Origin of the sequence: Catelliglobosispora koreensis DSM 44566 (assembly GCF_000379685.1) — a bacterium.
GTDB lineage: Bacteria > Actinomycetota > Actinomycetes > Mycobacteriales > Micromonosporaceae > Catelliglobosispora > Catelliglobosispora koreensis.
Genome location: NZ_KB903261.1, coordinates 392,738 through 406,284 on the forward strand (window position 1 = coordinate 392,738; position 13,547 = coordinate 406,284).

The 13,547-nt window shown below is 64.5% G+C and carries 15 protein-coding genes; 8 read left to right on the top strand and 7 right to left on the bottom strand.

Annotated features, from left to right (window positions below; all coding sequences use genetic code 11):
- Window positions 1-21: 21 nt before the first annotated feature.
- The 6 genes from A3E1_RS0121080 to A3E1_RS0121105 are packed head-to-tail and all read left to right on the top strand — an operon-like array spanning window position 22 to window position 4,799.
- A complete protein-coding gene (locus A3E1_RS0121080; protein ID WP_020522782.1) occupies window positions 22-756 on the top strand; it encodes a LamG domain-containing protein in 735 nt (244 codons plus the stop codon).
- Between the two features lie 57 nt (window positions 757-813).
- Window positions 814-1,809, top strand: coding sequence for a C40 family peptidase (locus A3E1_RS0121085; RefSeq protein ID WP_020522783.1), 996 nt, complete (start codon window positions 814-816; stop codon window positions 1,807-1,809).
- Window positions 1,809-2,810 carry an SPFH domain-containing protein gene (locus A3E1_RS0121090; RefSeq protein WP_020522784.1) on the top strand — a complete coding sequence of 334 codons (1,002 nt, stop codon included), beginning with the start codon at window positions 1,809-1,811 and terminating at the stop codon, window positions 2,808-2,810. The genes A3E1_RS0121085 and A3E1_RS0121090 overlap by 1 nt, the downstream gene beginning before the upstream one ends.
- On the top strand, window positions 2,791-3,690 hold the full coding sequence (locus A3E1_RS0121095; RefSeq protein WP_020522785.1) for a diacylglycerol kinase catalytic domain-containing protein: 900 nt from the start codon (window positions 2,791-2,793) through the stop codon (window positions 3,688-3,690). The genes A3E1_RS0121090 and A3E1_RS0121095 overlap by 20 nt, the downstream gene beginning before the upstream one ends.
- 48 nt (window positions 3,691-3,738) lie before the next feature.
- Entirely contained in the window at window positions 3,739-4,362 is a 624-nt protein-coding gene (locus A3E1_RS0121100; RefSeq protein WP_020522786.1) for a TetR/AcrR family transcriptional regulator, read from the top strand.
- An 8-nt stretch (window positions 4,363-4,370) separates the two neighbouring features.
- Window positions 4,371-4,799 carry an acyl-CoA thioesterase gene (locus A3E1_RS0121105; RefSeq protein WP_020522787.1) on the top strand — a complete coding sequence of 143 codons (429 nt, stop codon included), beginning with the start codon at window positions 4,371-4,373 and terminating at the stop codon, window positions 4,797-4,799.
- 45 nt (window positions 4,800-4,844) lie between these two features.
- Here the strand turns inward: A3E1_RS0121105 and A3E1_RS0121110 are convergent, their stop codons facing one another.
- Window positions 4,845-5,297, bottom strand: coding sequence for a hypothetical protein (locus A3E1_RS0121110; protein ID WP_157631649.1), 453 nt, complete (start codon window positions 5,295-5,297; stop codon window positions 4,845-4,847).
- A gap of 136 nt (window positions 5,298-5,433) precedes the next feature.
- Here A3E1_RS0121110 and A3E1_RS0121115 point away from each other — a divergent pair, with 136 nt between their 5' ends.
- Entirely contained in the window at window positions 5,434-7,233 is a 1,800-nt protein-coding gene (locus A3E1_RS0121115; RefSeq protein ID WP_040391290.1) for an NHL domain-containing thioredoxin family protein, read from the top strand.
- Here A3E1_RS0121115 and A3E1_RS0121120 read toward each other — a convergent pair.
- The 4 genes from A3E1_RS0121120 to A3E1_RS0121135 are packed head-to-tail and all read right to left on the bottom strand — an operon-like array spanning window position 7,230 to window position 10,108.
- On the bottom strand, window positions 7,230-7,952 hold the full coding sequence (locus A3E1_RS0121120) for a LamB/YcsF family protein (protein ID WP_020522790.1): 723 nt from the start codon (window positions 7,950-7,952) through the stop codon (window positions 7,230-7,232). The genes A3E1_RS0121115 and A3E1_RS0121120 overlap by 4 nt on opposite strands.
- Window positions 7,942-8,733 carry a 5-oxoprolinase subunit C family protein gene (locus A3E1_RS0121125; protein ID WP_020522791.1) on the bottom strand — a complete coding sequence of 264 codons (792 nt, stop codon included), beginning with the start codon at window positions 8,731-8,733 and terminating at the stop codon, window positions 7,942-7,944. Before A3E1_RS0121125 ends, A3E1_RS0121120 begins: the two co-directional genes overlap by 11 nt.
- On the bottom strand, window positions 8,726-9,271 hold the full coding sequence (locus tag A3E1_RS0121130; protein WP_020522792.1) for a 5-oxoprolinase subunit B family protein: 546 nt from the start codon (window positions 9,269-9,271) through the stop codon (window positions 8,726-8,728). Before A3E1_RS0121130 ends, A3E1_RS0121125 begins: the two co-directional genes overlap by 8 nt.
- Before the next feature lie 24 nt (window positions 9,272-9,295).
- Window positions 9,296-10,108, bottom strand: a complete 813-nt coding sequence (locus A3E1_RS0121135; RefSeq protein WP_020522793.1) for a hypothetical protein — start codon at window positions 10,106-10,108, stop codon at window positions 9,296-9,298.
- A 143-nt stretch (window positions 10,109-10,251) separates the two neighbouring features.
- On the opposite strand from A3E1_RS0121135, the gene trhA reads away from it, so the two are divergent.
- Window positions 10,252-10,932 (top strand): PAQR family membrane homeostasis protein TrhA, encoded by a 681-nt coding sequence (gene trhA, locus A3E1_RS0121140; RefSeq protein WP_020522794.1) that lies wholly within the window; start codon window positions 10,252-10,254, stop codon window positions 10,930-10,932.
- Here trhA and A3E1_RS0121145 read toward each other — a convergent pair.
- A complete protein-coding gene (locus tag A3E1_RS0121145; protein ID WP_020522795.1) occupies window positions 10,929-11,423 on the bottom strand; it encodes a SixA phosphatase family protein in 495 nt (164 codons plus the stop codon). The genes trhA and A3E1_RS0121145 overlap by 4 nt on opposite strands.
- Before the next feature lie 107 nt (window positions 11,424-11,530).
- Window positions 11,531-13,363: an acyl-CoA dehydrogenase gene (locus A3E1_RS0121150; RefSeq protein WP_020522796.1), complete on the bottom strand. Its 1,833-nt coding sequence runs from the start codon at window positions 13,361-13,363 to the stop codon at window positions 11,531-11,533.
- Between the last annotated feature and the right edge of the window lie 184 nt (window positions 13,364-13,547).

Sequence of the window (13,547 nt, forward strand, 5' to 3'; positions counted from 1 at the left end):
CGTTAGGTCCTTGTGCGGCGAATGGCTTGGGCTGCAAGGGTAGCCAGTCTTTTCATCGTCACCGGGGTATTGGCCGGTGGCGCGGGCGCTGCGCCGCCGCGCCCGCTGGCGGAGGCCGCGGCTGCCCGCATCGACGTGTATTTCGACTTTGCCAACGGGATCACCGGCGAGATCTGGGACCGTGGCCGTCAGCTCCAGCTGCGCGAGGACGCGATGCAGGGCGGTGAGCTGATCCAGCTGCCGCGTGGGGATGACTGGGCGGTCCACTTCCCGTTCGTGTGCGATGTGACGCCTCGTGACTGCCCTCGCGTGATCCTGGAGAGTGCGCAAGCGGGTCTGCTTAACCCGGGCACCCAGCCGATCTACTGGGGCGCGTCGGTGCAGATGATGATGAACGAGAAGAGCGACGGCGCCAACGTCATGCAAAAAGGGCTCTCCGTCGACGGAACGCAGTACAAGCTTCAAGTCGACGGGCTGGAGGGCCGCCCGAGCTGTGCCATTACGACACCGAATGGCCGCTATGTGGCGCTGTCTCGCGAGGGCGTCGCGGACGGAACGTGGCACAGCCTGGCTTGCGCGCGCAACGGCTCCGTGCTGACTCTATTCATCGATGGCCGTGAGGCGCGAGTGGCGTCTGTCCCGATAGAACTGTCCATTGAGAACGATCATCCATTGCGCATCGGTGGCAAGGGTCACGGACCGTACAACGACCAGTTCCACGGCACGATTGACGATGTTTTTGTCAGTATTGGCTAGGGTTTGACCCAGCCGCGAGTTGCATTCGTGTTACGGGGCTGCCTAGTGTAAATCCCCGTGTGTAGCCATCTCACGCGGCGAAGGCCGCTCGCAGCACGCACGACCCTGCTCACGGTCCTGTCAACCCTTGCCTTGCTCTTCGGATTCGCGGGCCATGCCTACGCCGATCCCACCCCGGCCGAGATCGAAGCACAGATCGACGCCAAGTGGAACCAGATCGAACCCACCGTCGAAGAGCACAACGCGGTCAGGATCAAGCTCGACCTTGAGCGCAAGAAGGCCGACGAGCTAACGGCGAAACTCAAGCCGCTGGAAGACGAGGTCGCCACCACCCGCACCCAGGTCGGCATCTACGCCGACTACTTGTACCGCGGCGGAACGCTCGCGGGCATCGGCGCCATGCTCGACGCGAATGACCCGACGGTCTTCGCCGAGCGTCTCCAGTCCATGGACCAGGTTGCCAGGCACTTCAACGGCCACCTAGACCATGTCCTGGCGACCAAGAAAGAGCTGGATGAAGCCAAGAAGCCCCTGGACGCGATCATCGCTCAGCTGGACGCCCTCGAAAAGGAGCAGGCGGCCCGCATTCAGGTGATCAAGGATGAGATCGCGAAGCTGGACCAGTTGCGGCTCAAGGCTTACGCCAACGGCGGTGGCATCGGCGAACTAGCACCCGTGCCTTGCCCCACCACCTATCCCGGTGGTGCCGCGGGCACGGCGATCAAGTACGCCTGTGCTCAGATCGGCCGACCCTACGTTTTCGCCGCCGACGGACCGGACAGTTTCGACTGCTCGGGCCTGACGAAGTCGGCTTGGCTCGCGGCCGGCGTTAGCCTGCCGCACAACGCCAAGGCGCAACGTGGTGTGGTCGCGTCGGTGAGCCGGTCCGAGTTGCGCCCAGGAGACCTTGTCTTCTACTACTCCGACCTCCATCATGTCGGCATGTATGCCGGTGACGGCTGGATCGTTCACGCGTCTCGGCCGGGCGTGCCCGTCAAGATGCGCAAGATGGATTCCGGCGGAAACATCCACAGCTACGGCAGACCAGGCTGATGGCGGATATCTCCCGCCTCCTGTTCTGGCGCCACCTGCGTGGCACGCCCACCCTCTGGGTGCGCCACCAGGTCAAGGGACAGGTCAAGCGTGAAGGGGCCGGGCTGGCATTCTGGTACCGGCCCCTCACCGCTGTGCTAAGTGAAGTCCCAGTCGACGACCGCGAGCTGCCGTTGCTCTTTCACGCGCGCAGCAGCGACTATTCCGATCTCACGGTCCAGGCGACGGTTACTTACCGCGTCTCTGACCCGGCGACAGCGGCGTCCAGATTGGACTTCTCGATTGACCCCCATAAGGGTACGGCGAGAGCCCGCCCCCTGGACCAAATCGCCACCCTGCTGGCCGAGCTGGCGCAGCAACCCGCGCTGGATCTGCTGGCACGCCAGCCACTAGCCGAGGCGCTGACCGCGGTCGCTCCCGTGCGCGAAGCGGTGTCAGCCGCTCTGGCTAGCGATGAGCGGCTCAGTGATCTGGGCGTCCACGTCGTGAGCGCCCGGGTCGTGGCGATCCGGCCAGAACCGGAACTCGAGCGGGCGTTGCAGACGCCAACCCGTGAAGCCGTTCAGGTCGAAGCCGACCGCGCGACGTATGCCCGCCGTGCTCAAGCGGTCGAGCAGGAGCGCGCGATCGCTGAAAACGAGCTGCAGAGCAAGATTGAGCTCGCCCGGCGTGAGCAGCAGCTGGTTGAGCAAAGTGGAGCGAACGCCCGCAGGACCGCCGAGCTTGACGCGGCTGCCCAGCTCGTACGAGCCCAAGCCGCCGCCGAACAAGAACGCACCATGGCTGAAGCCAAGGCGACGTCGGTGCGGGTGATCGGTCTGGCGGAGGCTGAAGCGGAGGCGGCTCGTCTCGCGGCCTATCGTGATCTGCCGCCCGAGGTGCTGAGGTCGTTGGCGCTCAAGGAGTTTGCCGGGCAGCTGCCCGAGATCGGTCAGCTCACGGTCACGCCGGATGTGGTGACGAGCTTGCTCGCCAAGTTCAATGGCAACGCTAGCTCCTAGGGTTGTCGTCGTTTCCCGGCGCAGCGAGCTCGATGAGCTCCTGAGCCGGCACGGCACGAGTGCGGCCGCGGGCTACTTTCTCAAGCAGCGCGGCCGCAAAGTGTCCGATGTGCAACGTCAGCACACCTCGTTACAAGAGGCACTCGATGCCATCAATGCCGCGCTGCCCGCTGACTGGCGCCGTGGCCACGTCGACCGCGATGACTTGCCGCGCTTCCTTTTCGCCCCGGAAGACATCGTGATCACGGTCGGCCAGGATGGCCTTGTCGCCAACGTCGCGAAGTACCTCGACGGACAGCCGGTCATCGGCATCAACACCGATCCGCGACGCAATCCCGGTGTGCTCGCTTGTTTCGCGCCCGCTGAGGTGGGCAAGGTGCTCCCTCGCGTTCTGTCCGGCAAGGCCGCGCAGCAAAAGCGTGCCATGGCGACGGCGACGCTCGATGACGGTCAGCGCCTCAGCGGGCTCAACGAGATCTACATTGGACACTCCAGTCATCAGTCTTCGCGTTATCTGCTGACCACTCCCGATGGCCGGCAGGAGCGGCACTCGTCTTCGGGCATCGTCGTGGGCACCGGGACGGGGTCAACCGGCTGGTGTGTCTCGATCGCAGGCGAACGCTCGATGCAGGCCGAACTGCCCGCCCCGATCGCGATGGAGCTCGCCTGGTTTGTCCGTGAGGCCTGGCCGTCGCCCGGCACGGGTGCCACGCTGACCGCGGGCCGGATCAGCGCGCGGGACGCGCTCACGATCACGTGCGAGAGCGAACGTCTCGTGGCCTTCGCCGACGGGGTCGAGACCGATCATCTCGTGCTCAGCTATGGGCAGCAGATCACGGTCGGAGTGTCGAACAAGCAGCTCAACCTCGTTGTGTCGTGAGCCACAACTATCTTTACGACCGATCGGTTTTATTTATAGGCTGCCGTCATGACCGATGGACGGCTGGCCCGTGGTGAGCGCACCCGCGCCGCCGTGCTCGACGTGGCCGTCGCCCTCGCCAGCGAAGTCGGCCTCGACGGGCTAACCCTCGGCCAGCTCGCTGAGCGGCTCGACATGACCAAGTCGGGGCTTTTCGCGCACTGGCGCTCCAAAGAAGAGCTGCAATTGGCCGCCATCGAGCACGCGCGCTCGCAGTGGACGGCATACATCGTCAGCCCTGCCTTGGCTGAACCTCGGGGAATCCGGCGGCTCTTCGCCTTGCACACGTCCCGGCTCGCTTTCTACACCGAGCGCGTGCTGCCTGGCGGATGTTTCTTCGCCAACGCGAAGTTCGAATACATCGGCCGCTCGGGTGTCGTCCAAGACCGCCTCGCCGAGGTGCACGGTGAGTGGATGACGCTGATCGAGCGTCTGATCGGTGAAGCCATTGAAAATCAAGAGCTTTCATCTGGTACGCCACAAAAAGATCTCGCATTTGAAATTGACGCCGCAGGCACGGCCGCGTTGCTGAACTTCCGTTTGCTGGGAAGTGATTCCAGCATCGCCCGCCGGGTGATCCTGACGCGGCTGCGTGCGCTCGCCACCGACCCCGGCCTGCTGCCCACCGAATGAAAGGCCAGATGATGCAAACCCTTACCGGCACTGTGGTTCCGCTGACCGTCCACTTTGACGACCTCGATCCCGTGGGCGTCATGCACAACGCGCGCTACGCGATCTTCGTCGAGCGCGCGATCTCGAGCTTCTGGGCCGGGCATGGCGTCGGGTTCTTCAACGGCGGCCCCAGCACCGAAGACATGGTGGCTGTCGTCGCCGAGTTCAGCATCAAGTTCCTGGCCCCGATTCGCTCGACCGGTCCCGTTGACGTGCACCTTTGGCTCGACAGCCTGGGCGAAACGAGTGCCGTGTGGGCGTTCAGGTTCCTCTCCGCTGATGGCACAACGGTTTTCGCTGAGGGCAAGCGCGTCATGGTGAAAATCGACGGCAAGACGGGCCGCCCGTCCTCGTGGACCGACGAAGGCCGCAGAATCGCCGCTACTCTGCTGGCGTAACCGGTCCCGGCTGAACCGTGCGCGGACCCAAGCGTCCACATTTCGCTAGTACGGAGCGGTGAAGGTGGCCGATCCAGCGGCGCCGCTCGGCTGGCTGTTCGGGTCGTTCGAGATCCATAGCTCGGCCGTGTAGCTGTGACCAGCGACCTTTCCCGGTGCCCACACGGTCTTGCAAGCGTTCTGCGTGTCCACGACATCGTTGATGCGGCCGAGCCAGGTGTTGGTGGTGTTGTCCTTCACGCGCAAAATCGCATAGGTGCCAAGCCATTGCGCGTGCTGGCACACCGTCCACTTGAGGTTCGGGCCCGACGAGTAGTACGTGATCTCAGCGTCGGCCGCGATGATTTCCGCATCCGCGGCGATCTGAATCTGCACCGAGTCGTAAACCGCCGCCGCCGGAGCCTGCGCGCCAAAGACGATGCCAGCCGCAGCGGCCGCTGCCATCAGGACCTTGAGTGAACGCTTCATGGTGTTGCCTTCCGTTGGTACTACGCGCATCCCCGTTGATGCTCAAAGATCATCGCGGGAGACCGTACAACGCCATGAAACTTCATGTCGAATCTTGTTGAGATGTGTTTAATCACATCGCGACCGGCCTGAAGTTCGCTGATCACTGGTCAGGCATCATTGAGCGGTGGCGAGAGTGCGGGCACCTGAACTTAAGGGCCGGGGTTGGCTGAACACCGGCGGCAAAGAGCTGAGCATCAAAGACTTGCGCGGCAAGATCGTGCTGCTGGACTTCTGGACGTTCTGCTGCATCAACTGTTTGCACGTCCTTGACGAGCTGCGCCCGCTGGAAGACAAGTACGGCGACGTGCTCGTGGTTATCGGCGTGCACTCGCCGAAGTTCGAGCACGAGAAAGACGCCGAGGCCGTCGTGGCAGCCGTCGAGCGGTACGGCGTGGAGCACCCCGTGCTCGATGACCCCGAGCTGCACACGTGGAAGCAGTACGCCGCCAAGGCTTGGCCCACGCTGTCGGTCGTCGACCCCGAAGGGTATGTCGTCGCGTCGATGGCGGGGGAGGGGCACGCCGAAGGGCTCCGGCGCCTCATCGATGAGCTGATCGCGACGCACGAAGCGAAGGGAACCCTGCATCGCGGCGTGGGGCCGTTCGTGCCACCGCCCACGGCACAGACATTGTTGCGGTTCCCGGGCAAAGCCTTGCCGCTCAGCGATGGCACGGTGCTGGTGTCCGACTCCGCGAGGCATCAGCTCGCCCGGCTCAACGGCGAAGAGGTCGTCAGCCGCATCGGCTCCGGGCAGCGGGGCCGCGCCGACGGCACCAGCGAGCAGGCCAGCTTCTCTGAGCCACAAGGCCTCTGCCTGCTCCCCACCAACATTTCCAACATTTGTGGGTACGACGTCATCGTCGCCGACACCGTGAATCACCTGCTGCGCGGGCTCAAGCTCAGCAATGGCGAGGTCACCACCGTCGCCGGAACGGGCCGTCAGTGGCGGTCCACTGTGGATGATCACGCGCACGACGCCCGTTCGATGGACCTGTCCTCGCCGTGGGATGTCGCGTGGTACCAAGGCAAAGTCATCATCGCCATGGCGGGAACGCATACGCTGTGGTGGTTCGACCCGGTGAAGCGGACCGTCGGGCTATACGCCGGAACCACCGTTGAAGCGTTGCGCGACGGACCGTTGCCCGACGTGTGGCTGGCGCAGCCGTCCGGCTTGAGCGTAAGCGCGGACGGTCAGCGGCTGTGGTTTGTGGACAGTGAGACCAGCGCGCTGCGGTTCATCGAGAACAACGTCATGGGAACCGCTGTCGGGCAAGGGCTCTTCGACTTCGGTCACGCTGACGGTGCCGCGGGTCAGGCGCTCTTGCAACACCCGCTCGGAGTGCAGGCCCTGCCCAACGGAGAAGTGCTGATCGCGGACACCTACAACGGCGCGATCCGCAAGTACGCCAACGGCATGGTGTCCACCGTGGACACCGGTCTCGCGGAGCCGAGCGACGTCTTCCTCTCCGCGGATGGACGCATCCACGTCGTCGAAAGCGCCGCTCACCGCATCGTCGAAGTGACCGATGGCGACCAGTCGATGGATGCCAAGCGGCACAAGGTGAAGCGCCCGCCCACGGAACTGGCTGCGGGTGAGGTGACACTCGACATCATCTTCACGCCGCCGCCTGGGCAGAAGCTCGATTACAGCTTCGGCGACCCGACCCGGCTGGAAGTCAGCGCCTCACCGGCCGAGATTCTCGTAGCTGGCGAGGGCGTGACGACGTCACTAAAGCGAACGCTCACGTTGAAGGAAGGCGTTGGCGTGCTTCAGGTCGTGGCTCAAGCCGCGACCTGTGACAGCCACGACGAGCACGCCGCCTGTCACTTAACCCGGCAGGACTGGGGAGTGCCGATCATCGTGAAAGACGGTGGGGCGCAACGACTCGCGCTCATCCTGCGCGGCCTAGACGAAGAGGCCTAGACGAAGGGGCGCAGGGTCACACCTGCGTCTTCTAGGGCGGAACGCACCTGGATCGCGAGCGTGACCGCGCCCAGGGTGTCGCCGTGCAGGCAGATCGAGTCGACCGGGTGCGGCACCACCGTGCCGTCGAGCGCGATGACCCGTTGGTCCACCGCCATCAGCAGGGCCCGGGCTACGACCTCGTCGGTGTCCACGATGACGGCGCCCGGCTTGTCGCGGGGCAACAGGGTGCCGTCGGCGCGATAGGCGCGGTCAGCGAAACCTTCGGCGTAGACGGGCAGGCCGGCATCGCCGGCCGCGTTGGCCAAGGGCGATCCTGGGGCACAGAGCACCGGCAGTTTCAGGATCAGAGCAGCATCCACGATGGCCGGCACGTGCTTGACGGCGTGATACAGCGCGCCATGTGGCTTCAGGTAACGGACCGCATCGCCGGACAGCGCACGTAACGCGCCGACCTGGTACACGATCTCGTCACGCAGTTGGCCAAAGTCGTATTCGATGAACCGCCGCCCGAACCCGGGCAGATCCCGGTAACCAACCTGTGCCCCGATCGACACACGGCGCTGGTTAGCCCAGGCACTGACCTGGCGCATCGTGCTGGCATCACCGGCGTGGAATCCACAGGCGACATTCGCGCTCGTGATGACGTCGAGCAAACCTTCGTCATCGCCCAGCGTCCAGCGGCCAAAGCCCTCGCCAAGGTCGGCGTTAAGGTCCATAGAAGACGACCCTAGTTGACGGTCTGCACTGGGCGATCAGCGGAAGGTCCTCGGGATGGACCACCGCGATCACGGGGTAGCCGCCGGTCGTTGGGTGATCAGCGAGGAAGACGATGGGCTGGCCGTCGGGCGGCACCTGCACGGCGCCCGCTACGAGGCCCTCGCTCGGCAACTCTCTTGTCACGGTGCGCGTTAGGGGCGGTCCGGTCAGGCGGGCTCCGATGCGGTTGAGCGTGCTTACGGAGTACCCACCGGAAAGGGTTTGAGCGAACCACGAAGCTCGCGGCCCGGGGCGGACCCGGACCCGGATCTCGCCTGAGGGCATCTCAAGAGCTGGTGGTACTAAGCGATCGGCGAAGAGCGTGCCGAGTGGCAGGAGCGAACCGCGCCGCAGCACGGCTGGCCCGATCCCGGAAAGCGTGTCAGTGCTGCGCGAGCCAAGCACGGCTGGGACGTCGACGCCACCGCGGACAGCCAGATAGCTGAACATGCCCGCCGCCGATCCTCCAATCTCGACAGTGTCACCCGCGCGAACCGACATCGGGGCAACCGAAACCGCACCGGCCACGGCATAGATGCCATCGACGTGGAACCGTGCCACGAACCGTCCCGGCGCCAGCTCCAGCCCCGCTGCCGCGGAGCTGTTGCCGGCTAACGCGTTCGCCCGGTCGAGCGAGACGGGGTCGAGTGCTCCCGCGTGCGGAATCCCAAGGTGGGCGTGCCCCGGTCGGCCGCGATCCTGAATCGTGGCAAGCGGAACGGCCTTCATCACCTCAAGCATCCGTGAACCTGACCGTCGTGCCGGGAGTCAGCAGCGCGGGGTCCTCTTTGGACAGATCGAAGAGCACGAGCTCGGTGACGCCCAGCAAGAGCCAGCCGCCGGGGGATTCGCGCGGGTAAACACCCGCGTAGGGACCGGCGATGGCGACCGATCCAGCGGGCACGCTCCGGCGCGGGGTCGCGAGCCGGGGGCGGTGAAACGCCTCGGGAAGCCCGGTTAGATAGGCGAATCCGGGCGCGAAGCCACAGAACGCGACCGTGAACACGGTGTCGCGCATGGCTTCCACGATGCCGTCGAAAAGATCCGGACCGTTCCAGCGCACCGGAACCGTGACCGCACGATCCGTCTTGATCGCTGTCTTTGGCGACACCGTCTCGAGCGCGGGCAGTTTCCGCACTCCCTTGAGTAACACCGTTTCCGCCGCGGGCACGATGTCATCGACGTCGGTCTCGAGGTGCTCCCGCAGCGCGAGGAACCAGCCCACCGGATCGTCGACCTCAAGCAGCAGACCGTCCCAGCCGTACTCGAGCACCCTCATGCTTTGATCGTGGCACCTCGACGGTCACGTCCACACGCGCACGTCCGAGATAACCCGCTCGGTGGGACTGCAGCAGCCCGTCGCCAGGAAGCTAATGCCACCCGCGGCGGACAGTGCCGACTCAGTGAGCTCAACCGCCGCAGCCGATGAACCGTCCACATAGATCCGGATGTTCGTTCCGACAGCCGTGATCGCCAGTTTGCGTTCCGCCTTGGCGCCAACGTAAACGTCTTGCCTCAGTGTCGTGCTCACCCCGTCAACGATCTTGGACACGGTCACCTCACCGCCGGCGTCGAGCGTGATACGGAAGTAGTTGCGCCCGTTGTTGTCATCGCGCACGGTCACGCCAACGCTGCTGTTGCCGACGAACTTGACCTTGACCTCTATGGTGAGGTCCCTCAGGTCGTAGTACCCGTGGCAGGAGTAATCGCTGCTGCCTTTGACGTGGTAGCCGTCGGCCGCGTAGCCGCACATGCCACCGTCTTGGTGGCCCCACGCCAGGCTTCCCTGAGAGGTCATCGGGCTGGCGAAGAGCAGGTTCGCCGGGCCGCTGTAGGGGTTGCCCGCTGGTGGTGGCGGTGTTGTCGGCTGGCCACCTTGATTGCCATTGCCCCCGCCGTGCTGGGTTGACTTCACTGGCGTGGGCTGTGCGCTTGCTGGGGTTGCCGAAACGGGTGTGGTGCTTGGCCCAGGCGCCGTCGTCGATGGTGTTGCCGTGTCTGCTTCCTCGCCCCACCACCCCATTTCCCTGCCGAAAGCCGGAAAGGCCAGAATCAGCGCCAGCACTGCGGCGACCGCGCCAATGATGGCGACAATGCGTCCTTGCCCAGAGTTCATGTCATGAGGTTTTAGCCGAGGAACTGTCTCTCCTAAATAGACTAATGAGCCAGTTGTTACTGCCTGATCGCGAAGAGTGTCTGTAACCTAGTTCACGCTCAAAAGCTACGGACTAGTAACCTACGGTCCCGTAACCTGGAGGTATGACCGTCACCGCCGCTCCCAAGCGCTTGCGCCCCGTGGACATCGGGAAGCCCCGGATGCGCGGCTGGCTGCACTTCTACGCGTTCTTCGCCGCGCTCGCCTGCGGCATCGTGCTCACCACGATCGCTGCCTTCCAGCCAGGCATCGCCCCTGTAGTCAGCGTCGGGATTTACAGCCTGACGGTGTGCGGGCTTTTCGGCATCTCCGCCCTCTATCACCGCAAGGTCTGGAGCGAGCGGGGGTACCAGGTGATGCGCCGCCTGGACCACGCCATGATCTTCATCTTCATCGCTGGCACCTACACCCCGTTCTGCACCCTCCTGCTGCCGTCCGGCAAGGCGACGGTGCTGCTAGTGGTGGTGTGGCTGGGAGCGATCGGTGGGGCCGTCATGTCCCTGGTCTGGCCGCACGCGCCCCGCTGGGTGTCAGCTCCGCTCTACCTGGCACTTGGCTGGGTCGCGGTCGCCGTCCTGCCTGACATCCTCGCCAGTGGTGGCGTCACCGCGCTCGTGCTGCTGATCGCTGGCGGTGCGGCCTACTCGATCGGTGCCATCTTCTACGCTCTACGCCGGCCCAACCCGTGGCCAGACGTGTTCGGCCACCACGAGTTCTTCCACGCGTGCACGCTAGTGGCCGCTGTCTGCCACCACATCGCGATCTACTTCGCCTTGTTCGCCTAAGCGGCCGCCCGTGCGGTGTGGGTGGCGACGCGGGGAGCCTGCGTGAGGCTGCTCCAAGGACTGTCCGCCTGGTGCACGACGATCCCTCCCGTGCGCAGACCGTCAGAATCGGCTTCACTTTCCGCGTCGAGCAGCTCCGAAAGATAGGAGATCGACGGGTTGTGCCCGATGAGCACAACGGTCTCCACGTCTTCGGTGATCGACTGCACGAGCTTGAGCAGCTCCTCAGCGTTGCCGTCATAGATCGCACGCTCGTAGCGCACGTGTGGGGCACCGGAACTGGCGACGGCGACGGCCACCGAGTGCCAGGTCTGCCGGGTGCGTTTGGCCGGTGAACAAAGCACCAGCCCTGGTACATAGCCGTTTTTGAGCAACCAGGCCCCGGCGGCGGCGGAGTCGGCGTGACCACGTTCGGTCAGCGGCCGATCGATATCCGCAACCCCATTGGGGCGGTCGGCTTTCGCGTGACGCAGCAGGACAAGCGTGCCCATGGCACACAGCTTGCCTCAACTCCGGCATCCTCGCACCCCGGATAATCGCGCGGAGTGACAAAAAGATCGGGCGGCCGATGCTGGCCGCCCGATCGGGTATCTAAAACTCAGAACGCGTCTTCAGGAAGATCCATGGCGTCAAGGGACGCCAGCTCAATGATCCGGCGGTCCGAACCGAGGCGCGGGAGCACCTCACGCGCGAAGAACCGGGCACTGGCCACGACACCGGCGTAGAAGGCCTCGTCGGTGCCCGACGTGTTGAGCGCCTTCAGGGCCACCTCAGCCCGCTTGAGCAACAGCCAGCCGACGACGAGGTCGCCGAGGGCCAGGAGCAGACGGCGCGAGTGCAGCCCCGTCTTGTAGAGCGTGCGGGGGTCGTCGCCCTGCGACTCGGCCAGCCAGCCCGTGAACGTGGCGAGCATGCTCTGCACGTCCCCTAGAGCGGTCGCTAGCTGCGTCCGCTCTTCCTTGAGCTGACCGTTGCCCGCCTCGTTGTCGAGGAACTGCTGGATCTCGCCAGCGACCGTCATGAGCGCCCGGCCGTTGTCCTTGACAATCTTGCGGAACAGCAGGTCGAGGCTCTGGATAGCGGTCGTTCCCTCATACAGAGAGTCGATCTTCGCGTCCCGCACGTACTGCTCGAGCGGGTAGTCCTGGAGGAACCCGGACCCACCGAACGTCTGCAGCGACTCCGAACCAAGCAGCTCGAAAGCACGCTCGGAACCACAGCCCTTGACCAGCGGCAGCAGTAAATCGTTGACCTTCACGGCCTTCTTGGCCGCCTTCTCGTCACCGGCGAGTTTCGCGATCTCGGCCTGGTCATGCCAGTACGCCGCGTAGATCGCCAGTGCGCGCAGACCCTCCGCATAGGACTTCTGCAGCAGCAGCGACCGGCGGACGTCAGGGTGGTTCGTGATGGTCACCCGTGGCGCGGCCTTGTCGGCCATCTGCAACAGGTCGGCGCCCTGCACCCGCTCGCGGGCGTAGTTGCGGGCGTTGAGGTAACCCGTCGACAGCGTGGCGATCGCCTTGGTGCCCACCATCATCCGGGCGTTCTCGATGATGAGGAACATCTGGCGGATGCCTTCGTGCACCTCGCCGACGAGCCAGCCCTTGGCTGGTACACCGTGGCCACCGAAGGTCATCTCACACGTGGTGGACGCCTTGATGCCCATCTTGTGCTCGACGTTTGTGGCGAACACGCCGTTGCGCTCACCCAGGGCGCCCGTCTTCGGGTCGAAGTGAACCTTCGGCACGACGAACAGGGACAGCCCCTTCGTGCCCGGTCCAGCGCCTTCGGGGCGGGCCAGCACGTAGTGGATGATGTTTTCGGTCATGTCCTGCTCGCCTGACGTGATGAACCGCTTCACGCCTTCGATGTGCCAGGAACCGTCTTCTTGCAGAGTGGCCTTCGTCCGGCCGGCGCCCACATCAGATCCAGCGTCGGGCTCGGTGAGGATCATGGTGGATCCCCACTTCTTGTCCACGAAGAGCTTGGCCCATTCCTTCTGCTCGTCGGTGCCCTCTTGGAAGAGCACGTTGGCGAAGGAGGGGCCGGAGCCATACATCCAAATAGGAGCGTTGGATCCGAGCACCAGCTCGGCAAAAGACCAGATGAACGTGTGTGGCGCGGGGGTGCCACCGAGGTCTGCCGGGAGGGTGAACCGCCAGAACTCCGCGTCCATCCAGGTTTGGAATGACTGGCGGAAGCTTTCCGGCATAGTGACCTTGAAGGTCGCCGGGTCGTACACGGGAGGCTTGCGATCCGCGTCGGCATAACTCGCCGCGAGATCGGTGCGCGCCATCCGGTCAATCTCAGTCAGGACGCTGCGTGCCGTGTCGGCGTCAACGTCCTCGTAGGGGCCGATGCCGAACGGCGAATCAAAGACCTCAAACAGGTTGAACTCAAGGTCGCGCAGGTTGCTCTGGTAGTGCGTCATCCTTTTCCCGCCTCCGCTGGTTACCGCCGAGTAGCAACCCCACTGTATTACTCATGAGTAACCCGCTGCAACCGCATCGCTGTTAATTCACAGTGATGTCTCAGAGTGGGGCAAAAAGGACAATTGCAAGGCGCCACGCCGTCTCGCGTTACTAGTGGGTCATGGTTCTCGTTCCTTCGAGTGA